Origin of the sequence: Marinihelvus fidelis (assembly GCF_008725655.1) — a bacterium.
In the GTDB taxonomy this organism is placed as follows: domain Bacteria; phylum Pseudomonadota; class Gammaproteobacteria; order Xanthomonadales; family SZUA-36; genus Marinihelvus; species Marinihelvus fidelis.
This window is the reverse complement of the sequence record NZ_VYXP01000005.1, coordinates 365,301-386,815: the sequence shown is the minus strand read 5'-3', so window position 1 is coordinate 386,815 and position 21,515 is coordinate 365,301. Positions and strand designations below refer to the sequence as shown.

Genomic DNA, 21,515 nt, shown 5'->3' with positions numbered 1-21,515 from the left:
TCCATGTCCGAATCCAGCGCGATTTCCGAACGCCCCGGGGCTTACCACGTGGCGTCCTTCGTGCTGCATGCCCACCCGGAAAGACTGCCTGACCTTCGCGAGGCGATGGCCGCCTGGCCGGACGTCGAAGAGCACGCCGCCCAGGGCGGCAAGGTGGTCCTGACCATCGAGGGCGCCGACACCCGCGACATCGCCGACCGGGCCCGCGACCTGTCGGAGCTGGACGGCGTACTTCAACTTTCACCCGTTTACCACGAACTCGATTCCGGAGAGACCCAGCCATGGACCTGAAACGCAGGGACTTCATGAAAGCCAGCGCCGTCGCCGCCGCAGCGGGCGTTGCCGGCATCACGGTACCCGCCAGCGCCAGCAACCTGCTGACCGACGCCACCAAGACCCGCCTGAATTGGGACAAGGCCCCGTGCCGGTTCTGCGGTACCGGCTGTTCGGTGAACGTCGCCACGCTGGACGGCAAGGTGGTCGCCACCCACGGTGATATCAACTCGCCGGTGAACAAGGGCATCAACTGTGTGAAGGGCTACTTCCTGTCGAAGATCATGTATGGCCGCGACCGGCTGAAGACACCGCTGCTGCGCATGCGCAACGGCCAGTACGACAAGAACGGTGAGTTTGAACCGGTCAGCTGGGACCAGGCCTTCGACATCATGGCCGAGAAGTACAAGGCCGCACTGAAGAACAAGGGCCCGACCAGCGTCGGCATGTTCGGCTCCGGCCAGTGGACCGTCATGGAGGGCTATGCGGCGGTCAAGCTGATGAAGGCGGGTTTCCGTTCCAACAATATCGACCCGAACGCCCGGCATTGCATGGCTTCGGCCGTGGTCGGCTTCATGCGCACCTTCGGCATCGACGAGCCCATGGGCTGCTACGACGACATCGAGGCCACCGACGCTTTCGTGCTGTGGGGCTCCAACATGGCCGAGATGCACCCGATCCTGTGGACCCGGGTCACCGACCGCCGACTGTCGGCGCCGCACGTGGAGGTGGCCGTGCTGTCGACCTTCCAGCACCGCTGCTTCGACCTGGCCGACAACGGCATGGTGTTCACGCCGCAGACCGATCTCGCCATCCTGAACTTCATCGCCAACTACATCATCCAGACCGGCCGCGTGAACCGCGATTTCGTCAATTCGCATACGAACTTCCGCCGCGGCGCCACCGACATCGGCTACGGCCTGCGCGACGAAAACCCGCTGCAACAGGCGGCCGCGAACCCCAACAGCGGCGACTCGGAACCGATGAGTTTCGAGGAGTTCGCGGCATTTGTCGCCGATTACGACGCAGAAAGCGTCTCGAAGCTGAGCGGCGTGCCGGTCAAGCAACTGCAGCGCCTGGCCGAACTCTACGCCGACCCGGACCGCAAGGTGGTGTCGTTCTGGACCATGGGTTTCAACCAGCACACACGCGGCGTGTGGTGCAACAACCTGGTCTACAACATCCACCTGCTCACCGGGAAAATCTCCACGCCCGGCAACAGCCCGTTCAGCCTGACCGGCCAGCCCTCGGCCTGCGGCACCGCGCGCGAGGTCGGTACCTTCGCGCACCGGCTGCCCGCCGACATGGTGGTGACCAACCCCGAGCACCGCGCCATGGCCGAGAAAATCTGGCGACTGCCGGAAGGCACCATCCCGGACAAGCCCGGTTTCCATGCCGTTGAGCAGAACCGCCGGCTGAAGGACGGCGACCTGAACGTCTACTGGGTACAGTGCAACAACAACATGCAGGCCGCGGCGAACATGAACGAGGAGGGCTGGCCCGGCTACCGCAACCCGGACAACTTCATCATCGTCTCGGACGTGTACCCCACGGCCACCTGCGGCGCCGCCGACCTGATCCTGCCGGCCGCCATGTGGGTCGAGAAAGAGGGCGCCTACGGCAACGCCGAACGCCGCACCCAGTCGTGGTACCAGATGGTCGAGGCGCCCGGCGAAGCACGCTCCGACCTGTGGCAGCTGATGGAGTTCTCGAAGCGGATCACCACCGACGAGGCCTGGCCCGCCGAACTGCTGGACCAGTCGCCGGAGCACCGCGGCAAGACGCTGTACGAGGTGCTGTTTGCCAACGGCCACACCAATCGCTTCGGCCTGGAAGAGGTGCCCGAAGGCAAGCTGAATGACGAATCACGCCACTTTGGCCATTACGTGCAGAAAGGCCTGTTCGAGGAATACGCCGAGTTCGGCCGCGACCACGGCCATGACCTGGCCCCGTACGAGACCTACCACCAGACCCGCGGCCTGCGCTGGCCGGTGGTCGATGGCAAGGAAACCCTGTGGCGCTACCGCGAAGGCTCGGACCCGTACGTCTCCGAAGGCAGCGGTTTCGAGTTCTACGGCAAGCCCGACGGCAAGGCCATCATCTTCGCGCTGCCGTACGAGCCGCCGGCCGAGTCACCGGACGAGGAATACGACCTGTGGCTGAGCACCGGCCGGGTGCTGGAACACTGGCATTCCGGGTCGATGACCCAGCGCGTGCCGGAGCTGCACAAAAGCATGCCCAACGCGGTGCTCTACATTCACCCGGACGATGCCCAGGACCGCGGGCTGCGCCGCGGCGACGCGGTGAAAGTGATTTCCCGGCGCGGTGAAACCATCACGCGCGTGGAAACCCGCGGCCGCAACAAGCCACCGAAAGGCCTGGTGTTCATGCCCTGGTTCGATGCCTCGCGACTGATCAACAAGGTCACGCTGGATGCCACCGACCCGCTATCGAAACAGACGGACTTCAAGAAGTGCGCGGTCCGGCTGGTGAAGGCCTGAGGAGTCGACCATGAAGAAACTGATCATCGTCCTGCTGCCACTGGCGCTGGCCCTGGCCACCGCCGCGCTGGCGAAGGAAATTGTTACGCTACGCGGCGGCACGCCCATCGACGCCGAGTCCGAGCCCGCGCCGATGCCCCGAGTGGACAACTCTGACATCAAGCGCAAGCGCAACTACCCGATGCAGCCACCGGTCATTCCACACGACACGCGCGGCTACGAGATCAACCTGCAGGTGAACAAGTGCCTGGCCTGCCATGCCCGCCATCGCACCGAGGACAGCCAGGCGCCGATGATCAGCGTCACGCACTACATGGACCGCGACGGCAACTTCCTGGCGGAAGTCTCACCGCGACGCTATTTCTGCAACCAGTGCCACGTCAACCAGGCCCAGGTGAACCTGCCGGTGGAAAACGACTTCCACGACATGGACGCACTACTGGGCGACACGGACGGCCAGGAACGCTGAGCGATGTTCACCTATTTCAAAAAAGTATGGCGCTCGATGCGGCGCCCCAGCGTCCACTACAGCATCGGCTTCCTGACCATGGGCGGGTTTATCGCCGGCGTGATGTTCTGGGGCGGCTTCAACACTGCACTGGAGCTGACCAATACCGAGGAGTTCTGCATCAGCTGTCACGAAATGGAAGACAACGTCTACCAGGAGCTGCGCACCACCATCCATTTCTCCAACCGCTCCGGCGTGCGCGCCACCTGCCCGGACTGCCATGTGCCGCATGAATGGACCGACAAGATCGCCCGCAAGATGCAGGCCTCGAAAGAGGTCTGGGGCAAGATTTTCGGCACCATCAACACCCGCGAGAAATTCCTCGAGCACCGGCTGGCGCTGGCGCAGAACGAATGGGCCCGCCTGAAGGCCAACGACTCGCTGGAATGCCGCAACTGCCACGGCTTCGACTTCATGGATTTCACGCTGCAAAGCCCGCGCGCATCAAACATGCACTCCACGTCGCTGGCTAGCGGCGAAAAGACCTGCATCGACTGTCACAAGGGCATCGCCCACCAGTTGCCGGACATGGAGGGCATTGAAGGGTTCTGACCACCAGGCCGGCTTCGTTGACACGGGTAACTATTTCCGGCGGCGTCTATAGTAAGGGGGGGGGAGAATGAAGCTGGCAACAACAAGAGGAGCCCTTTCAATGTTCACCAGACAACTCGCACCGACCCTGGCCTTCGTTGCCGCGGCAATAGCCAGCACTACGCTGTATGCCGGCGAACCGACCACCCACATGTCACCGGACAACCCGGACCTGGAATGGATTGCCTGCCCCGAGTTTTTCCATGCCGACTGCGGCATCGCCATCCTCCGGATCAACGAAGACGGCAGCAACGCCGACGTGTTCTTCCGCTACCCGGCCGGCGAATCCTTCGTTGAGCACTGGCACACCTCGGCCGAGCGGATCGCCGTGCTCCGCGGCACGCTGGAGGTCACCTACGAAGGCCAGCCAACGGCCACGGTGGCCACCGGTGAGTACGCCTACGGCCCCGCCGGGCGCAAGCACTCGGGCGCCTGCGTGGGCGACGAGGACTGTGTCCTTTTCATCGCCTTCGAGCAGGCACCGGACACGCATCCGGTGGACTCGCGCTGAACCATTCCATCGCGATGGATGGCGCGCGCACCCAGTTTGCGCCAGAATGGGGGCAATAACAGGGAGATACGCGCCATGGGCGAGGACGCGTCGGGGTTCAGGGTATTCCTTGAGAACCTCAAACGCCGCAAGGTGATCCGTGTGGCCATTGGCTACGCGGTGGCTGCTTTCGTGTTGATGCAGATTGCCGACGCGACTTTCGAGCCGCTCAACCTGCCCGACTGGTCGGCCACGCTGGTGTTGTGGCTGCTGGTTCTGGGCTTTCCGGTGGCGATCTTCATGTCGTGGATGCTCGAGGTGACCCCCGAGGGCATCAAGCGCACCGACGCCGATACGCCGCAGGGCGGCGCGCTGAAACGCGAATCCGCCGAACCGGCTGCCGCTGCCGGGACGCGCGCCACACGCGCGGCGCCAGAACCCGCGCCACGGCCGGCACCCGGCCCACCGCCCGCCGCCGTGGCCCCGCCCGACGACGGCCGCCGCTCCATTGCCGTGCTGCCGTTTGTGAACATGAGCAACGACAAGGAGAACGAGTATTTCTCCGACGGCATCTCCGAGGAAATCCTCAACCTGCTGGTCAAGCTGCCGCGCCTGCGCGTGGCCTCGCGCACCAGTTCCTTCGCCTTCAAGGGCAAGGAAGCCAGCATCCCGGAAGTCGCCGGCAAGCTGGGCGTGGAGACGGTGCTGGAGGGCAGCATCCGCCGCGCCGGCGACCGCGTGCGGATCACCGCGCAGCTGATCGAAGCCTCCACCGACTCGCATTTATGGTCTGACACCTACGACCGCGAGCTGAAGGACGTCTTCGCCATCCAGGACGACATCGCCCAGAGCATCACCGACGCGCTGGAGATGACGCTGACCCCCAAGGAACGGCGATCGATCCAGAACGTGGCCACCGCCGACGCCGGTGCCTACGACTACTACCTGCGCGGCCGCAGCTACATGTACACGATGACGAAGCACGACTACGAGCACGCCATCAACATGTTCAAAAAGGCCATCGTCCACGATGACAAGTACGCGCTGGCCTTCGCCGGCATTGCCGACGCGTACTCGTACATGTTCCGCTACACCGACGCACAGAAAGAAAATGCCCGAAGTGCCCTGGAGTATTCGGAAAAAGCGGTGGACATGGACCCGGATTCGGCCGAAGCGCGCGCCAGCCGTGGCCTGGCGATGTTCATCAACGAGCGCTACGAGGAAGCCGAAGAGCAGTTCAAGCGCGCCGCGGAGATGAACCCCAACCTGTACGAGGCCTGGTACTACGCCGGCCTGGCGTACTCGTCACAGGGCAAGTTCACCGAGGCCATCGAGATGTACAAGAAGGCCAACCAGGTGAACCCGCTCGACTACCAATCGGCCATGTTCCTGGGCCAGGCCTACGCCTCGCTGGGCCAGAAGCACGAGGAAATGAAGGCGCGCGTGGCCTCCATCGAGCTGATCGAACGACATATCGAGATGAACCCGCACGACACGCGGGCGCTGTGCATCGGCGCCAACCAGCTCAGCAACGTTGGCGAACTGGAACGCGGCGAGCGCATGGTGGAAGAAGCGCTGATCCGCGGCAAGGACGAACCCCTGGTGCTGTACAACACCGCCTGTTTCTACGCCATCAAGGGCGACGAGGAACGCGCACTGGAACTGCTGGAAGACGCGGTCAAAAAGGGCTGGGGCGACCGGGCCTGGCTGGAAACCGACAGCGACCTGGACGCCGTTCGTGAAGACCCGCGCTTCCAGGCGTTGCTGGACAGCATCGACTGACAGCGCCGTTGCGCTTCAGGCGGGGAATCGCCTGGAGCGCGCCACCAGGAAGGCGCGTGCGCGCACCCAGTCGCGCTTGATGGACCGCCCGGAACGCTGGTGCAGGGCACCGATCTCGTCGTGGGTCAGCCCGCCAAAGAACTTCAGTTCGACCAGCTCACGCAGGCGTGAATCCAGTTGATCCAGGTCGCTTAGCGCCTCGTCGATTTCCAGCAGCTCCTGGGCCCTGTCGGGGGCCGCGGCCAGCGAGGTCACCAGCGTGAGCTGGCGGACATCGCCGCCGCGTTTTTCCGCCAGCGCCCGGCGCGCGGCGTCGGCGACAATAAACCGCATTGCCCGCGCGCAGGTGGCGAAAAAATGCTGGCGGTCCGTGGCATCGAACGCGCTGCTGCCATCGAGCTTCAGGAACAGTTCGTTGACGACCGCGGTGGGCTGCAGTGTACCGTCGGGGCGGACCCCGGGGCGGGCCATCGCCATGCGGTGCAGCAGTGGGTAGATCGCCTCGTAGAGATGGTCGATGGACACATCGTCACCTGACCGCGCCGCGACCAGCCACAGGGTGATGGGGGCCGTCTCGCCCGGGGCGATGTCTGCCGCTTCGTCCGTCATACCTTGCTCGCCACGTGGGCCCTGGCACCTTTTGCTGTCGGATGACGAGTTCATCTTACAATGACACGGTTGGAGGTGCGCATTGAACCCGGAAGAGTCGCAGCGCTGGACCAGGGCACAGGCCCTGCTTGACGAGATCCTGGCCAACCCGGGACAGGAAACGCTTGCCCTCGCAGATTCACGGGCCCGCGACGCCGGTTGCGCAACGGAGCTGAAGGCCCTGCTGGCGGCACTGGACGCCGACAGCGCACTGGACCACCCACTGGCCCAGGCCGTGCGCGAGTTTTCCGGCGAGGCCAATGGCCGTGGTGCCCTCACCGGCAGGGTCATCGACCGCTGGGTGCTGGGTGACGAGATCGGCCGCGGCGGCATGTCGGTGGTCTATCACGCCCACCGAGATGGCGATGGTTTCGGGCAGGACGCCGCCATGAAGATCCTGTCGATGACCTTTGCCGGGCGCGCCATGCTCGACAGTTTCCTGCGCGAGCGCAGGATTCTCTCGGGGCTACACCACCCCGGCATTGCCCGGCTTATCGACGGCGGCGTCACCAATGACGGCGCGCCATGGCTGGTCATGGAGTATGTCGACGGGGTCCGCATCGACCAGTGGTGCCGGGACAACCATGCGAACACCCGCTCCGTGGTCCAGTTGGTCGAACAGCTGGCGCGGGCCGTGGCCTACGCGCAAAGGCACCTGGTCATCCATCGCGATATCAACAGCGCCAATGTGCTGGTAAACGAACGCAACCGCCCGGTACTGATCGACTTCGGTATCGCCGGGCTGATGGGCCGTGAAGACACCCGCACCATGCACGCCTTTACCCCGCAGTTCGCGGCCCCGGAGCAGGTCGCCGGCGAAGACTGCACCACGGCCACCGACGTCTACGCCATCGGCCGCCTGCTCCAGACCCTGCTGGTCGACCACACCGTGGACCGTGACCTTCGGTTGCTCATTGATGTCGCCACCCACCAGGACCCCGACCAGCGCTACGCCAATGCCCGCAACCTGGCCGAAGACCTGCAGGCCTGGCTGGACAACCGCCCGATGCGGGCGCGCGCACCCAGCCTGCGCTACCGTGCCGGCAAGTTCATCGCCCGCAACCGCTGGGGCGTTGCCGCCGCGGCGCTGCTGTTCGTGGCGATACTGGGCGGGCTGGCGACATCGCTCTGGCAGGCACGCATTGCCGCCCATGAACGAGACGTGGCCCGGGCCGAGAGCGCCCGCGCACGCCAGGTGACCCACTTCCTGCAGAACCTGTTCCGCGCGTCCGACCCGGACGAAGCACAGGGCGAAACGGTCACTGCACGCGAATTGCTGGACGTGGGTGGCCACCAGTTGTCCGGCGCCTTCGAAGGGGACCCCGCCCTGCGGGGCCAGATGCTGGTTCTGCTGGGCAACCTCTACCGTGAGCTGGGTGAACTCGACACGGCAGAACCGCTGTTGCGAGAAGGCCTGGCACTGGCGGACACGCACGGCGATGACAACGACCGCGTCGACGCCCTGCGCGCCCTGTCCCGCGCGCAGATGGATGCCGGCAACCACGACGACGCCATCGCCAGCGTGGAACGCGCCATCGGCATCCTCGAGGAACTGGACCAGGTGCCCGGTCCCCGCCATGCGACGTTGATGGAGCCCCTGCTGTTCAGCCTGACCGAACTGGGTCGTTCCGAAGAGGCCGTCACCCGGGGCCAGGCCGCACTGGACCTGGCGCGACAAGTGCCATCCTTGCCCGACCCGTCGCTTTACGAATACCTGTACGCGCTGTCCACGGCCATGGGCGTCCTTGAACTGAACGACCGTGCACTGCCGCTAATGCGCGAAGCCGCCGACCTGGGGGTCGTCGATGAAGACTCACCCAGCAGCCTGATCAGCCTGCTGGGCACGCTGGCTTCCGGACTGGAGCGCCAGGGCAACCTGACCGAAGGGCTCGAACTGCGCCAGCAGGCGCTGGCCACGGCCGAGCGAATCTACCCACGGGACCACCTGATCCGGGCCCGGACGCTGAACAACCTGGGCAACACGTTCAATCGGCTGGGCCGGTATGAAGAGGCCGCTGCCGCGCTGTCCAGGGCCCTGGCCATCTACGAGAAAACCTACGGCGACGAAGCCATTCCACGCGTGGCGGCGGTTCATAACAACCTGGGCAATGCGCTGCGCAGCGCCGGTGATCTGGAAACAGCCGCCACGCATATCGGCCGGGCACAGCAGATGGCCGGTGAAATCTTCGGCCTCGATGACTATCGCTTTACCATCGCGACCTGCAACCTGGGGAATGTCCATCGCCTGCTGGGCCGGTTCGAATCGGCCGGCTCATTGTTCCGGCAGTGCCTTGAAACACGGCTTGAAGTCATGGGTGCGGATCATCCCAGCGTGGGCAATGCCCAGGTGCTGATGGCTGACCTGCGGCTGGACGAGGGGAAATACGCCGAGGCGCTGGCCCTGTGCAACGCCGCGATGGCGCTGTACGACACTATTGGCTACGACCGCCCGCGTGAACGGCTGGCCACGCTCACCCGGCACGCCCGCGCCCTGGATGGGCTGCAACGCCATGCCGAGGCCAGGACAGCCTTCAACGATGCCGCCGCCCTGGCAGAAGCCGCCGGCGAAGACGCCGGCTCCAGCCGCGAAGAATTCGAGGCGGCCTACGCCGCGTTCCAGTCCCGCACAACGCCGTAGCGCCGGCGAACGTTGGGGTCAGGGTAGAGGGTCAGAGTAAATTTACTCTGACCCTTTACCCTGACCCCCTCACTCCCTCACTCCAGCGGCGGCGGGAACCAGTCGCCGGCGAGCACGTTGTCCTTCGGCACGTACATCCGCAACGTCAGGTTGAATCGCCCCTTCGACGGTGACGGCAGCCAGTTCGACTGCGGCCATGCCGGGTCCAGCGATGGCGCCACGTACAGCGTCAGCGAGCCGTCATCACCATAGGTCAACGACGAGTAGTTGTTGAAGTTGTAGCGATCGAGCGCATTACCCACCACCCGGTAACCGGGAAAGTCCACCAGGATCACCGACCAGAAGCCGTTGACGTTCTGCGCCGGCAGTTCATCGGCGGTGAAGTGCAGCCGGTAAGCCTTGCCGTCGCCCAGCGTTTCGCCGGCACCGTCGGTTGAGGCGATGAAGTAGATCACCTCCTCGGATGTATTGGCCCAGATGCCGACGAAATTGGCCGCGGCGCGGGTCCAGTAATCACCGTCGTAATTGCCCGCGGTCAGCGTCGCCAGCCAGCCGTTTTCAAACTTGCCGGCCTTCTGCGTAGCGAACTGGATAAAGCGAGGCATGGCCTGCTCGTTGATCACCTGGTCGGCATGGGCCGCCGCCGGCCCACCGTTGGCCACGTAGGCGGCGACGCGACGCGCCGTGGCGCGGATCGTCGAGGCGTCCATTTTAGTGTCGGGCGTTTCCAGGAAATGATCCACCAGGCGGAACAGTTCCACCCCGGGTGGGTCCTGGTTCGAGAACTTCGGTAGCGGCAGCGGCATCTGCGTACTGGGCAGCCCGATCACGCTCATGCGAAAGCCCTTCTGCAAGGCGATCGCGCCATCCAGGTCATCCTGCAACTCTACACGCGCCAGCATTTTCAGCTTGCGGTCGGGCACCTCGACCGCCAGCACGTCATCCGGCAGCTCGACATCGCACGGCGCCATGCACAGCGCGAAACGGCCATTCGGGTGGTCCGGAAAGTTGCGCTCATTGATGTTGACGACCACCTCGCCCCAGCCATCCAGGAACTGCGCGGTGTAGTACCGGCCCTCGATCTCCGGGATCTCCAGCACCACGGCCGAATCATCGTCGATGGCCACCCAGGCTTCCATGTAGGCCACGTCAAGGTTCGGGTTGACGAAGTCGGCCTTGCCGGCCTCGTTGTACCTGATGTCGTTGTAGGACAGCCCGGTGCCCTGGAAATCCATCTGCTCCTGGCGCACCACCAGGGCGCGGCTGAGCAGGTAGACCCAGGCCTCGACGATTTCGTCGTCGGAAACGGCCGGCTCGGTGTGCTGGATGTCGCTGGTGGCGGCGTCCGTGGCCAGCGTGGCCGATTCCGGCGCTTCTGAAGCAAGCGGGTCACAGCCGGCCAGCGCCAGGCACATCAGCACGGCCAACAGGCCGTCGAAACAAAACCGGTTCATGCTGCAACACCCCCTGAAGCGTGAACACGAAAGGTAACATGCCCGCGGGCCGGCACGCGTAACGGCCAGGCAAGAAAAAGCCCGGCACGCGGCCGGGCTCTGTTGCCGGGTAGGCCGCCCATCCAGGGCGTGTGAATGGCCGGCCGTCCGACCGAAACACGCATCAGGCGGCTTCTCTCCGCCCCTCGTGGCGACCTTCGCGGGTCTCTTCGATAACCTTGTCGCAGAAGGCGTCCAGGTCCGCAGGGCTGCGGCTGGTGACCAGGCCCTTGTCGACCACGACCTCTTCGTCGGCCCACAGCGCGCCGGCGTTGGTCAGGTCGGTGCGGATGGACGGGTAGCTGGTGACCTTGCGGTTGCGCAGCACGTTGGCCTGCGCCAGCATCCACGGGCCGTGGCAGATGGCCGCGACCGGCTTCTTGGCGTCGAACATCTCGCGGACCAGTTGCACGGCCGGCTCGCTCTGCCTGAGCGTGTCCGGGTTCAGCAGGCCGCCGGGGATGACCAGGCTGTCGAAGTCTTCGGCGCTGATGTCGTCAACCACGGCGTCAACGTCGACCTCCTCGGCCCACTCGCGGCCGCGCATGCCGCGGATCTTGCCGCGCTGTAGCGACACCACTTTCACATCGGCGTCGGTGGCGCGCAGGCGGTCGAGCGGTTCGGTGAGTTCCGACTGTTCAAAGCCGTCGGTGGCGAGAATGGCGATGCGTTTGCCTTGTAGCATGAAACCTCCATGGATTGTTGATGAGTGGCCCGGTACGACGACCGGGCGCGTTGCGCTATGCACCCTCTATCGATGCAAGAACAATGCCGACCGTTGCGCAATTCTCGCGCGACACGCGCAAACGGCTTAACCATGGGCCCGGGGGGCCATGAATGGCCGAAAAGCACGCGCCCCAGGCACGTTGAAAACGTGACCGCCCATTGAATTTTTTGCAGGCGTTTGAAAATTCGAAAGCGGCTATAGCCAGCTTGGCAGTGTGTCTATAGCCAGCTTGGCAAAGTGGCTATAGACACTTTGGCAAATCGTCTATAGCCAATTTGGTGATCTGGCTTTAGCCAAAATTGCGTGTTTATAGACAAGGGGGGCGTTTACGCGCCAACTTTTCGGGCGGTAGCGAGTAATTCAACATGAAACAAACGTCGCCACCCGCTCGCACAGAGCGCGTACTGAAAAGCCCGGCCGCCGCCGGGCTTTTCTTTTCAGGGCGTCCGCCCAGCCCGGTTCAGTTTCGGACACACATGACTGCGTAAGCCCCCAGTTCAAGCTCGATGTGGTCCTCCCCGACACCGTTAATCACCACCGGCCGGGGTTCACTGCCCAGGTTGGCCAGCCAGTACTCCGGGCCATCCGCCGCTTCGATCACCAGGCCAGTGACGCCTGGTGTGGCGGGGCCGTCCAGGACACGCGCCGCGACACCGCCGTGCCGCGCGATCCCCGACAGCACACGGAACACGGGGAAAGGTCGGTCCGGCGCTCCGCCGATACCGAACGGCCCGGCGACGGCGGACAGGCACAGTCCATCGACACCGGCGGCCAGCGCCCGGGCGATGTAGCCCAGGGTCCATGCGGCGTTGAACTGCCCCTTTTGCCGGGGATCAATCCGGGCCGAGGCGCGGCGGATATTGTCGGGGTTGGGCATGGTCGAATCCGCGTACGGATTGAAGCGCATGCCCAGCGCCGTGGGGCCTATCCAGTAGGGTATGTCGCCGGCCAGCGCGCGCACGGAGTCGAACACCCAGGGCAGCGATTCCAGCGTTTCCATCACCGAGCGGTCGTCGGCGGCATGCACGATGGGGCAGGTCGAGTGGGTCACCCAGTCGGCCTGGTCCATGGGCAGCGGCCGGCGGTTGAACTCGGTGAAATAGCTGTGCATGCCCACGGCCACCGCGGCACCCGGGAACGCGGCCCGGGTCCGTTCGTAGACGACCTCCAGGGCCGGCGCCTTCGGCCACGGCCCTTCGACCTGGTAGCCGCGGTGATAGCAGGCTGGCGAGGCCGATACCGCGGCGAAGGTGACTCCGGCTGATTCCGCGGCCTGCCTGGCCAGGCGCATATCGGCGTCGAGGGCATCGATGCTGTCGGTGTAACGCCCAGCCTTATCTTTTAGCGGCAGCACGGCCTCCAGCACCAGCGCCGCGCCGCTGTGTTCGTGCAGCTGTTTGAAGCGCGTCATCGTCCCGGCGTCGTGGCCGGCCGCCGGGTTGAACATGCAGAACAGGTGACCGACGCCGCTCTGCCGGGCCCATTCGGCCGCGATGTCCCAGTCATCGATATCGTCGGGATTCACGGCCAGCGCCAGCGCCGGAACGTGCTGGCCGTCAGACGCAGGCACGGACAACCGGGCCGGGCCAGGGCTGGACGTCACGGACGGCACAGGAATCTCACCGTCGACCGCCAAGCCCACGCGCTGCACATACCCGGTGTCGGGTTCCAGCGTGTAGGGGTGCGGGTCGGCCAGCGGGCGGATGTAGGTCTTGAACGAGCCGTCGGTCCAGTTGCGCTGGTCCTCCATCTCGAAGGCATCCCCCTCCATCGTGCAGGTCACGGCCACGCCCGGCATCACCTGGTGGCGAAGGGCGCGGATGTCCGTGAACGGCTGCGAGGGCGCGATCAGCGCGGGGAACCGTGATTCTTCGGTCGAGCCGTCCGTGTGCGTGATGGTCACCGGCTCACCGGCCACGCCGTCGATGGGGTGCAGCACCACGAAACCGGCCCGGCTGGTCAGGAACGGCGCGTCGACGCGGGCGCGGACCACGAACTCCAGCGAGCCGTCAGCGTGGCCCTCGATCATGGCGCGGTAACGGATCGCCTGTTCATCGTCCGTGCAGATCGCGTCATAGCCGATGCGGAAGCCGCCATCAAAGGACTCGACCTCCAGGTCGGAGATCCGCGGCACGTAGGTGCCCCAGTGACGGTCGCGGACGATGAAAGCGATGGCGCGGATGGCCTCGCGGCCGGCGATCGAGATACCCCGCAGGCTGCCGTTCTGCAGCACCACGGACAGCACGCCGGCGGTGATTGTCCGGCTCGGTTCCTGCAGTTCCCCGGTGCCGAACAGGCGGACATTCAGCGAGTCGGCCGGCGTCATTCCGTGATCACCATCCCGCTCACTCAGGTGATCCGCCGGATACTCGCGGCCAGTGCGTCCGGCTCAAAGACCTTCTTCCAGTCGGGTTGGACCAGGTCCGGCTTACCGTACTTGATGGCCTGGTAGCAGGCATCGGAGAAGCGCCCCTCGATCTCGTCGAAGATCACCGCGGAAAGGATGTTCATATGACCCAGCAGGAAGGCTCTCGCGGCGTCTTTCGGCACGCCGCGGGCCACCACTTCGTCCAGCGCCTCGCGCAGCGTGACCAGCAGCGTGGCGCACACGGTCTCCGAAAGCCCCGGTTCCAGCAGCGCCATCTGCTCCACGGTCAGCCGATAGGTGTCGGTCACCGGCGCGTAGATCAGCCGGGCGATGGCTTCGCCGGTGTCCCAGGCCTCTTCCGGGCCCTGCATCAGTGAACTGACCACGGCCTGCCGGGCCTTGTCGCCGCCGAAAAAGTCGCGGCGGGCGTCCGGGTCGGACTCGTCGTTGAAGATCGACGGGTGACAGGGGTGGGTAACAAAGTAGGCCAGGTCGTCGCGGTCCGGCAGGTGGCCGGCGAACGGCGCGGCCGCGTCCAGCACCACCACCATCGTGCCCGGTTTCAGCGCCGGGGCCAGCTGGTGTGAGACCTGGCGGATCAGCGTATCGGGCACGGCCAGGATGACCACGTCGGCGCCCTCAACGGCGGTGTCGGCGTCAATGCACTCCACGCCCAGTTCGTCAAACAATCGCTGGCGCCCGTTCGGGTTACGCTCCACGTGGCGAATGTCCAAACCGGATTCGGACAGGTTCGACGATATCCTGAAGCCCATCTTTCCACCGGCGCCGATCACGGCCACGGTTTTCAGTTGATTCGTGCTCATCTGTGTTAAACACCCCATTCGTGCATGCGGTACGGAGTAGTGGCATACTTAGTATACCAGTTAGAACAACGATCGCTCACGCAGGCAGACCATAACGATGACATCTGAATTCAGGCGCGGCTGGCAGGCCGTCTTCTCCGGCGCGGTGGGCATGGGCACCGGCCTTGGGCTGTACTCCATGCTCAACAGCGTTTTCATTATCCCGCTTTCGGAAGAATTCGGCTGGGAACGCTCCGAACTCGCCTTCAGCAACGTCATCGGCCTGGGCGCGCTGGTGTTCCTGCCCTTCCTGGGCGCGCTGGTCGACCGTTTCGAATCACGCCGCGTGGGCCTGATCGGCCTGTTCATGCTGGGCCTGAGCTACGTCGCACTGGCACTACAGCCGGGCCAGCTGTGGGTCTACTACCTGACGCTGTTGCTGATGACCTTCTTCGGCATGGCCACCGGGCCGATGATCTGGACCAAGGTGGTCAACACCTGGTTCCACCGCTCACGCGGATTGGCGCTGGGCATCACCATGTCGGGCATCACCGCCACCAGCATGGTGCTGCTGCCGCTGTTCGCCTTCATCATCGAGCAATGGGGCTGGCGCGTGGCCTTCCTCTGCTTCGCCATGGTACCGCTGCTGATCGGCATACCGGTGGTGGCCTGGGGCCTGCGTTCGGCGCCACCGGGCTACCTCTCGGACATCAGCGACGAAGGCGGAGACGTCGACCTGCAGAACAGCGCCCTGCCCATGAAAGACACGCTCACCAGCGCCAAGTTCTGGCTGTTGGGCCTGGCGCTGCTGACGGCCAACATCGGCGTGGGTGGCATGCTGCACCAGATGCAGCCGGTGCTGGTCGCGCAGGGCTTCGGTACCGCCCAGGCGGCCACGCTGGGTTCGGTGTTCTTCGCCGCGGTCGCCATCGGCCGGCTCAGCTCCGGCTGGATGCTCGACCGCTTTTGGCCGGCCGGCGTCGCCGCGCTGTACCTGCTGCTCCCCATCATCGGCATCATCATCTTCCTGGCCGACGTGCCGGCGGTGTTCTGGGTGGGCATCCCCGCGGTGTTGTTCCTGGGCCTGGCCCAGGGTGCCGAGGTGGACTTCCTGGCCTTCCTGGTGCCGCGGTACTTCGGCCTGGGTAACTACGGTAAATTGTTCGGTATCCTGTTGGTCATGCTGGCATCGGCGATGGCGACCGGCGGCTACATCTTCGGCGCGCTGTTCGACCATTTCGGCGACTACCGCATGGCGCTGATGCTGGGGCTGGTCGCCTACGCCTGCAGCGCCGGCCTGATCCTGCTCAGCGGCATCGTCGGCAAGGACTTCGACCCGTCCAGCGCGGTTGCGCGGGGCTGAAGTTCGGAAATATCATCGAATCAACAACGTTCCGAGGGGATCGAGTGAAAGCCACACAGAAAATCAGCAAGCGCAAACTGTCCGACGATGTCCTGGAGCGGTTGATGGAACTGATCCAGTCCGGGCAATACGAGGCGGGTGACCTGTTCCCGTCCGAACGCGAGCTGATGGAGCGCTTTGGCGTGGGCCGCCCCGCCGTGCGCGAGGCCATGCAGTCACTGCAGAACGCCGGGCTGATCACGGTGCAGCAGGGCCACCGGCCCAAGGTCACCGCGCCCACGGCCAACGGCATCATTTCGCAGATTGATATCGCCGCCCAGCACCTGCTGCGCACTTCGCCCAGCTCGCTGGAGCACCTGAAAGACGCCCGCCTGCTGTTCGAAAAGGGCGTGGTGCGGCGCGCCGCCGAGCAGGTCACCGACGAGCACGCGGCCCGTATGCGCGCGGCCCTGGACGCGCAGGAAAAGTACTACCTGACCGAGCCGGACAAGTTCGTCGAGGCCGACATCGCCTTCCACATCGCCATCGCCGAGACCACCGGCAACCCCATCCTGGTGGCCACCGAGAAGGCCATGCTGGGCTGGCTGAAGCAGTACAACTCCAAGATCGTCCGCCTGGACGGCAAGGAACACATCACCCTGGACGAGCATCGCAAGATCTACGAGTACATCGTGGCCCACGATGCCGAGGGTGCGGCCTATGCCATGGCCGACCACCTGAACCGCTCCCGCGTTATCTTCCAGAACACCGACGACAGCGCGTAGGCTTAACCGCCGCGGCCAGTCAGCCGTGGCTGGCGGTGATACCGGTATCATCACCGGTAACACAATGGTTTGCTTGTCATATATACTTAGTATATAAGTTGATATTCCCCCGCCACGGCAAGGCTCGGCCTGGCGACAAGGCAACCAGGTAAAACACAGATGAATACATTAAAAAACACGGCCAAGGTCCGCTCGGCGTGGACCGGCGGTTTCTGGAAAAACCGCTGGGACGCCTGCCGCGACCACATGATCCCGCACATGTGGGAGATCCTGGATGACAAGGAACTCAGCCACTGCTGGGAAAACTTCCTTATCGCCGACGGCCAGGCCGAGGGTGAGCATGTCGACCCACCGTTCTGGGACGGCGACCTGTTCAAGTGGCTGCAGGCGGCCATCCGGGTCTACGGCGACTCCGACCAGCAGGAATGGCTGGATCGCATTGACGCCATTATCGACACCATTACCCGCATTCAGCGCGATGACGGTTACCTGTTCACCTACAGCGCCATCCAGCACCGCAACAACGCCGATTATGAAGACCTGCAGGAAGCCAACAATTTCGAGATGTACAACCTGGGCCACCTGATCAGCGCGGCCGTCGTGCATCACCAGGTCACCGGCAAGACGAATTTTCTTGACGTGGGCATCAAGGCGGCGGCTTTCCTGGCCAGCCTGTTCGACGAGACCCGCGGCGCCGTGCCACGCACGGCCGTGTGCCCGTCGCACTACATGGGCCTGGCCGAGTTGTACCAGGTGACCGGCGATGAGCAGTACATCGAGCTGCTGGAAAAGCTGATCGCGCTGCGCGACCGCGTGGAAGACGGCACCGACGACAACCAGGACCGCATTCCGCTGGGCGAGCACCGCGAGATCCTGGGCCACGGCGTGCGCGCCACCTACCTGTATGCCGGCGTGACCGACCTGTACCGCGCCACCGGCGATTCGAAGTACGCCGAGGTCGTCCAGGCCGTCTGGAACGACCTGGTCTCGAAGAAGATCTACATCACCGGCGGCTGCGCGCCGCTGTACGACGGCGTGTCGCCTTACGGCAGCTGGGAGCACGACAAGATCCAGCGCACCCACCAGTCGTTCGGCCGCGCCTACGAGCTGCCCAACACCGCCGGCTACAACGAGACCTGCGCGTCCATCGGCAACTACCTGTGGAACTACCGCATGGCCAGCGCGTTCGGTGACGGCGTGTATGGCGACTACATGGAACGCGCCATCTACAACAGCATCCTGTCGGGCATCGACCTGGCCGGTGAGAAATATTTCTACACCAACGCCCTGCGCTGCGTACACGACCTGCCCTACGACCTGAAATGGGGCCGCCACCGCGAGGCCTACCTGACCTGCTTCTGCTGCCCGCCCAACGTGGTGCGGACCCTGGCCGAAACGCAGGATCGCCTGGCCATCACCCATGGCGACGGCATCGCTTACCTGATGTACGGCGACGCCCGCACCACGTTTGAGCGCGAAGACGGCACGGGCGCGACCCTGCGCATGCGTTCCGACTACCCCTGGGATGGCGAGATCAGCATCGTGGTCGAGGAGCGCGCCGGCACCGCGGCCTTCCCGGTCACCCTGCGCATTCCGGCATGGGCCGATGGCTGGTGTCTGTCGGTCAACGGCCAGGCCGTCGACGCGACCGCGGACAACGGCTTTGTCGAGCTGCAGCGCGACTGGCAGGCCGGCGACCGCATCGAGCTGTCGCTGCCCATGGCCGTCACGCTGAACGAAAGCCACCCCATGGTCGAAGAGACCCGCAACCACGTGGCGGTCACCCGCGGGCCCATCGTCTACTGCCTGGAGACCGCGGACCTGCCGGCGGGCACGGCCATCAGCGATGCCTATATCGACCCGGACACGCCATTCACGTTCGCGAAAACCGACATCGGCGGCACCGGGCTGGGCGTGCTGCGGGGACAGCTGCACGTCTCTCGCGCACCCGCCTGGACGGCCGACACGCTGTATCGCAGCCGCGCGCTGCCCGAGTTCGAAAGCATCCCGGCCACGCTGGTGCCGTACTTTGCCTGGGACAACCGTGACCAGGGCGAGATGACGGTCTGGCTGCCTTTACAACCCACAGATTCACAAGGAGCATCCTGATGTACACCCTGCTCAATCGCGCCGGCTTCCTCCGGGCCACCGCGGCGATCACGCTGCTGGCGGCCAGCGCCGTCGCCATGGCCGAAGATGTCGGCCTTTACCGCGTCTTCGAGACCGCGGTGGTCAACGACGGCGACTACGACAACCGGTTCACCGATGTCGAACTGCTGGTCGACTACACCGCGCCGTCCGGCAAGACCTGGTCGTTCTGGGGCTTCTACGACGGCAACGGCCAGGGCGGCGGCGACATGACCAGCGGCGACACCTGGAAAATGCGCTTCATGCCCGACGAGCCCGGCACCTGGGAATACACCTGGCGCTGGAGCGATGGCACACAAGGCGGCAGCGGCCAGTTCACCGCCACCGAGGCCAACGCCGGCCCGGGCATCATCCAGGCCTACGCCGACAACCCGTACTGGTTCGCCTACAACGGCACCGAGCCGGTCTACCTGAAGTCCTACTACGAAACCGGCCACGGCAGCATCGCCCAGGATTTCGACTGGGTCTCCGAGAACGTCTTCCAGCCACTGGTCGACGCCGGCTATAACCACCTGCAGGTGAACTGGCTGATGTCGCTGTGCTGCTTCACGCAGTACTACGACGACGGCCCGGAGCCCAGCACGCTGGACCTGGCGCTGTACGAAAACGGCGAGGTCACCACGACGATGAACCTGGGCGTGTGGCGACTGATGGAGCAGCGCATGGCCTGGCTCAACGACCGCGACGTGGGCGTGCACATGTTCCTGGGCTTCGACGGCAGCCGCAACGACGGCCCGCGCTGGGAAGACCTGGACGAGGACGAAAAGGTCTTCTACGTGAAGTACGCCGTGGCCCGCCTGGCACCGTACGCCAACCTGGCCGGCTGGAACTTCGTCTGGGAAGTGGAAGGCGACCGCGAGACCCACGAACTGGGCCTGGCGAAGCTGCTGGCCGAGTACGACATCTTCAACCACCTGCGCACCTATGAAGACGAGATGCCGCGCGAGAACCACTGGGACCAGGACGCCTACACGTTTGCGGCCACCGAGAACCACGAGATCGTCTCAACCGACAGGATCGTGGAGCGCTACAACTACTGGCGCACGCCGTGGACGCACTACATGTCCAGCCTGCTCAGCTACGTCGGCAAGCCGGTGTATATGTCCGAGGGCAACGCGCTGTGGCGCCGCTACTGGCACCAACGCACCGGCGCCACCCAGGACGACCTGCGCGGCGCGGCCTGGGCCACCACCATGGCCGGCGCCTCGTTCAACTGGAACGGCCATTCCCCGGGCGGCCGGCTGGCGGCCCATGGCCCCGATGGCCTGCCGTTCGACCCGGAGCATGCGTTCTACCCGTCGGCCCGCGCCATCGACATCCTGGTTGACGTGATGACCGACGAGGTCGAGTGGTACCGGCTGACACCACAAAGCGGCCAGCTCACCCACCACGACCCGTTCCGCGTCTTCGCGCTGGTCGAGGAGGGCCGCCAGACGGTGGTGTTCTCCATGAAGGGCGAGCCGTTCTCGCTGTTCCTGGCCGAGGTCGAGTACAGCGACAACGCCTGGATCAACACGAAAACCGGCGAGCGGCAGGCCGTGCCGGCGGTGACCGGCCATGGCGCGCTGGAGATCACGCCCAATGGCAATGGCGAACGCGAAACCTGGCCGCAGTCGATCCGGTTCGAACCGCCCAGCACCGATACCGATTGGGTGCTGGTGCTGCGCAAGGACGGCGTCAGGCCGTAAGCAGATTCGCTGGTTGAGGGTACGCCCCGGAGAGCCCGGGGCGGAAATCCGCTTGGGCTAGCCCCGCCCGGCCAGTACGTCGGCGGCCCGCCGCATGCCCAGTTCCGGGCTGGAATACGCGGGCACCTGCAGGGCCCCTTCCGGCAGCGTGTCGAGCACGCGCGCCATCGAGGCCTGGGCCAGCACGATGGCGTCCACGCCCGCCAGCCCTTCCGTCAGGCCCTGGCCGACAATGCGGTCATGGGTGGCGCCGTCTCCGGCCATCACCGCCTCGAAGGCGCCTTCACACAACTGCTCGACCACCTCGATATCACGGCCCGCTTCGGCCGCCACCGTCTTCACCAGGTCGACGGTGGGCTTGAGCGTGGTCGGCAGCGTGGCCGCCACGCCGATGCGCGCACCGGCGGCCACGGCAGCCTCCGCCATCGGCCGGTCCACGCGCAGGACGGGCAGGTCGTAGAGTGCCGCCGCCATGTCCACGGCCGGGCCGATCGACGAGCAGGTCACCAGCGCCACGTCGGCACCGGCATCAAACGTGGAGCCCACCAGGTTGATCACCCGGCGCATCGTGGCCTTTTCCAGTCGGCCACTGGCGATGGTGTTCTTGATCAGGCTCTCGTCCACGAAATGCAGCACCCGCGCGTCCGGCACGAAGCGGGCGGCGAGTTCATTGAACAGCGGGGCCAGCACCGGGGAGGTGTGAACCAGGGCAAGCGTCGACATATACGGA

At 65.0% G+C, this 21,515-nt stretch carries 17 protein-coding genes; 11 read left to right on the top strand and 6 right to left on the bottom strand.

Going from position 1 to position 21,515, the window contains the following annotated elements; genetic code table 11:
- Positions 1–3 precede the first annotated feature (3 nt).
- The 6 genes from F3N42_RS09665 (at position 4) to F3N42_RS09640 (ending at position 6,145) form a co-directional block, all read left to right on the top strand.
- On the top strand, positions 4–291 hold the full coding sequence (locus tag F3N42_RS09665; RefSeq protein WP_150864222.1) for a chaperone NapD: 288 nt from the start codon (positions 4–6) through the stop codon (positions 289–291).
- Positions 282–2,774 (top strand): nitrate reductase catalytic subunit NapA, encoded by a 2,493-nt coding sequence (gene napA, locus F3N42_RS09660; protein ID WP_191621339.1) that lies wholly within the window; start codon positions 282–284, stop codon positions 2,772–2,774. The genes F3N42_RS09665 and napA overlap by 10 nt, the downstream gene beginning before the upstream one ends.
- Positions 2,775–2,784: 10 nt before the next feature.
- Positions 2,785–3,243, top strand: a complete 459-nt coding sequence (locus F3N42_RS09655) for a nitrate reductase cytochrome c-type subunit (protein WP_150864221.1) — start codon at positions 2,785–2,787, stop codon at positions 3,241–3,243.
- A 3-nt stretch (positions 3,244–3,246) separates the two neighbouring features.
- Entirely contained in the window at positions 3,247–3,834 is a 588-nt protein-coding gene (locus F3N42_RS09650; protein ID WP_150864220.1) for a cytochrome c3 family protein, read from the top strand.
- Between the two features lie 100 nt (positions 3,835–3,934).
- On the top strand, positions 3,935–4,384 hold the full coding sequence (locus F3N42_RS09645; protein WP_191621338.1) for a cupin domain-containing protein: 450 nt from the start codon (positions 3,935–3,937) through the stop codon (positions 4,382–4,384).
- A 75-nt stretch (positions 4,385–4,459) separates the two neighbouring features.
- A complete protein-coding gene (locus F3N42_RS09640; protein ID WP_191621337.1) occupies positions 4,460–6,145 on the top strand; it encodes a tetratricopeptide repeat protein in 1,686 nt (561 codons plus the stop codon).
- A 15-nt stretch (positions 6,146–6,160) separates the two neighbouring features.
- Here the strand turns inward: F3N42_RS09640 and F3N42_RS15610 are convergent, their stop codons facing one another.
- Entirely contained in the window at positions 6,161–6,754 is a 594-nt protein-coding gene (locus tag F3N42_RS15610; protein ID WP_191621336.1) for an ECF-type sigma factor, read from the bottom strand.
- Positions 6,755–6,836: 82 nt separating this feature from the next.
- On the opposite strand from F3N42_RS15610, the gene F3N42_RS09630 reads away from it, so the two are divergent.
- Complete coding sequence (locus F3N42_RS09630) at positions 6,837–9,431, top strand: serine/threonine-protein kinase (protein ID WP_191621335.1); 2,595 nt, start codon at positions 6,837–6,839, stop codon at positions 9,429–9,431.
- 77 nt (positions 9,432–9,508) lie between these two features.
- On the opposite strand, the gene F3N42_RS09625 is transcribed toward F3N42_RS09630, so the two are convergent.
- From F3N42_RS09625 to F3N42_RS09610, 4 genes are all read right to left on the bottom strand, one after another.
- Entirely contained in the window at positions 9,509–10,885 is a 1,377-nt protein-coding gene (locus F3N42_RS09625; protein WP_150864215.1) for a DUF1214 domain-containing protein, read from the bottom strand.
- A gap of 163 nt (positions 10,886–11,048) precedes the next feature.
- Positions 11,049–11,609, bottom strand: a complete 561-nt coding sequence (locus tag F3N42_RS09620; RefSeq protein WP_150864214.1) for a type 1 glutamine amidotransferase domain-containing protein — start codon at positions 11,607–11,609, stop codon at positions 11,049–11,051.
- Between the two features lie 502 nt (positions 11,610–12,111).
- Positions 12,112–13,977 carry a hypothetical protein gene (locus F3N42_RS09615; protein WP_150864213.1) on the bottom strand — a complete coding sequence of 622 codons (1,866 nt, stop codon included), beginning with the start codon at positions 13,975–13,977 and terminating at the stop codon, positions 12,112–12,114.
- A gap of 23 nt (positions 13,978–14,000) precedes the next feature.
- On the bottom strand, positions 14,001–14,843 hold the full coding sequence (locus F3N42_RS09610) for a phosphogluconate dehydrogenase C-terminal domain-containing protein (protein WP_150864212.1): 843 nt from the start codon (positions 14,841–14,843) through the stop codon (positions 14,001–14,003).
- 97 nt (positions 14,844–14,940) lie between these two features.
- Between F3N42_RS09610 and F3N42_RS09605 the strand changes: the two genes are divergently transcribed.
- The 4 genes from F3N42_RS09605 (at position 14,941) to F3N42_RS09590 (ending at position 20,785) form a co-directional block, all read left to right on the top strand.
- Positions 14,941–16,185 (top strand): MFS transporter, encoded by a 1,245-nt coding sequence (locus tag F3N42_RS09605; RefSeq protein WP_150864211.1) that lies wholly within the window; start codon positions 14,941–14,943, stop codon positions 16,183–16,185.
- Positions 16,186–16,229: 44 nt separating this feature from the next.
- Positions 16,230–16,949 (top strand): transcriptional regulator NanR, encoded by a 720-nt coding sequence (nanR, locus tag F3N42_RS09600; protein WP_150864210.1) that lies wholly within the window; start codon positions 16,230–16,232, stop codon positions 16,947–16,949.
- A gap of 159 nt (positions 16,950–17,108) precedes the next feature.
- The gene (locus tag F3N42_RS09595; protein ID WP_150864209.1) at positions 17,109–19,058 is read left to right on the top strand and encodes a glycoside hydrolase family 127 protein; all 1,950 of its coding nucleotides are present in this window, start codon (positions 17,109–17,111) and stop codon (positions 19,056–19,058) included.
- The gene (locus tag F3N42_RS09590) at positions 19,058–20,785 is read left to right on the top strand and encodes a DUF5060 domain-containing protein (RefSeq protein WP_150864208.1); all 1,728 of its coding nucleotides are present in this window, start codon (positions 19,058–19,060) and stop codon (positions 20,783–20,785) included. Before F3N42_RS09595 ends, F3N42_RS09590 begins: the two co-directional genes overlap by 1 nt.
- Positions 20,786–20,842: 57 nt before the next feature.
- On the opposite strand, the gene F3N42_RS09585 is transcribed toward F3N42_RS09590, so the two are convergent.
- Positions 20,843–21,508, bottom strand: a complete 666-nt coding sequence (locus F3N42_RS09585) for an aspartate/glutamate racemase family protein (protein ID WP_150864207.1) — start codon at positions 21,506–21,508, stop codon at positions 20,843–20,845.
- Between the last annotated feature and the right edge of the window lie 7 nt (positions 21,509–21,515).

Coding starts and splice junctions, on each gene's coding strand:
- F3N42_RS09650 (WP_150864220.1), top strand. CDS start 3,247: ATGTTCACCTATTTCAAAAAAGTATGGCGCTCGATGCGGCGCCCCAGC.
- F3N42_RS09625 (WP_150864215.1), bottom strand. CDS start 10,885: ATGAACCGGTTTTGTTTCGACGGCCTGTTGGCCGTGCTGATGTGCCTG.
- F3N42_RS09595 (WP_150864209.1), top strand. CDS start 17,109: ATGAATACATTAAAAAACACGGCCAAGGTCCGCTCGGCGTGGACCGGC.
- F3N42_RS09640 (WP_191621337.1), top strand. CDS start 4,460: ATGGGCGAGGACGCGTCGGGGTTCAGGGTATTCCTTGAGAACCTCAAA.
- F3N42_RS09585 (WP_150864207.1), bottom strand. CDS start 21,508: ATGTCGACGCTTGCCCTGGTTCACACCTCCCCGGTGCTGGCCCCGCTG.
- F3N42_RS09610 (WP_150864212.1), bottom strand. CDS start 14,843: ATGAGCACGAATCAACTGAAAACCGTGGCCGTGATCGGCGCCGGTGGA.
- F3N42_RS09665 (WP_150864222.1), top strand. CDS start 4: ATGTCCGAATCCAGCGCGATTTCCGAACGCCCCGGGGCTTACCACGTG.
- napA (WP_191621339.1), top strand. CDS start 282: ATGGACCTGAAACGCAGGGACTTCATGAAAGCCAGCGCCGTCGCCGCC.
- F3N42_RS09605 (WP_150864211.1), top strand. CDS start 14,941: ATGACATCTGAATTCAGGCGCGGCTGGCAGGCCGTCTTCTCCGGCGCG.
- F3N42_RS09655 (WP_150864221.1), top strand. CDS start 2,785: ATGAAGAAACTGATCATCGTCCTGCTGCCACTGGCGCTGGCCCTGGCC.
- F3N42_RS15610 (WP_191621336.1), bottom strand. CDS start 6,754: ATGACGGACGAAGCGGCAGACATCGCCCCGGGCGAGACGGCCCCCATC.
- F3N42_RS09590 (WP_150864208.1), top strand. CDS start 19,058: ATGTACACCCTGCTCAATCGCGCCGGCTTCCTCCGGGCCACCGCGGCG.
- F3N42_RS09620 (WP_150864214.1), bottom strand. CDS start 11,609: ATGCTACAAGGCAAACGCATCGCCATTCTCGCCACCGACGGCTTTGAA.
- F3N42_RS09615 (WP_150864213.1), bottom strand. CDS start 13,977: ATGACGCCGGCCGACTCGCTGAATGTCCGCCTGTTCGGCACCGGGGAA.
- F3N42_RS09645 (WP_191621338.1), top strand. CDS start 3,935: ATGTTCACCAGACAACTCGCACCGACCCTGGCCTTCGTTGCCGCGGCA.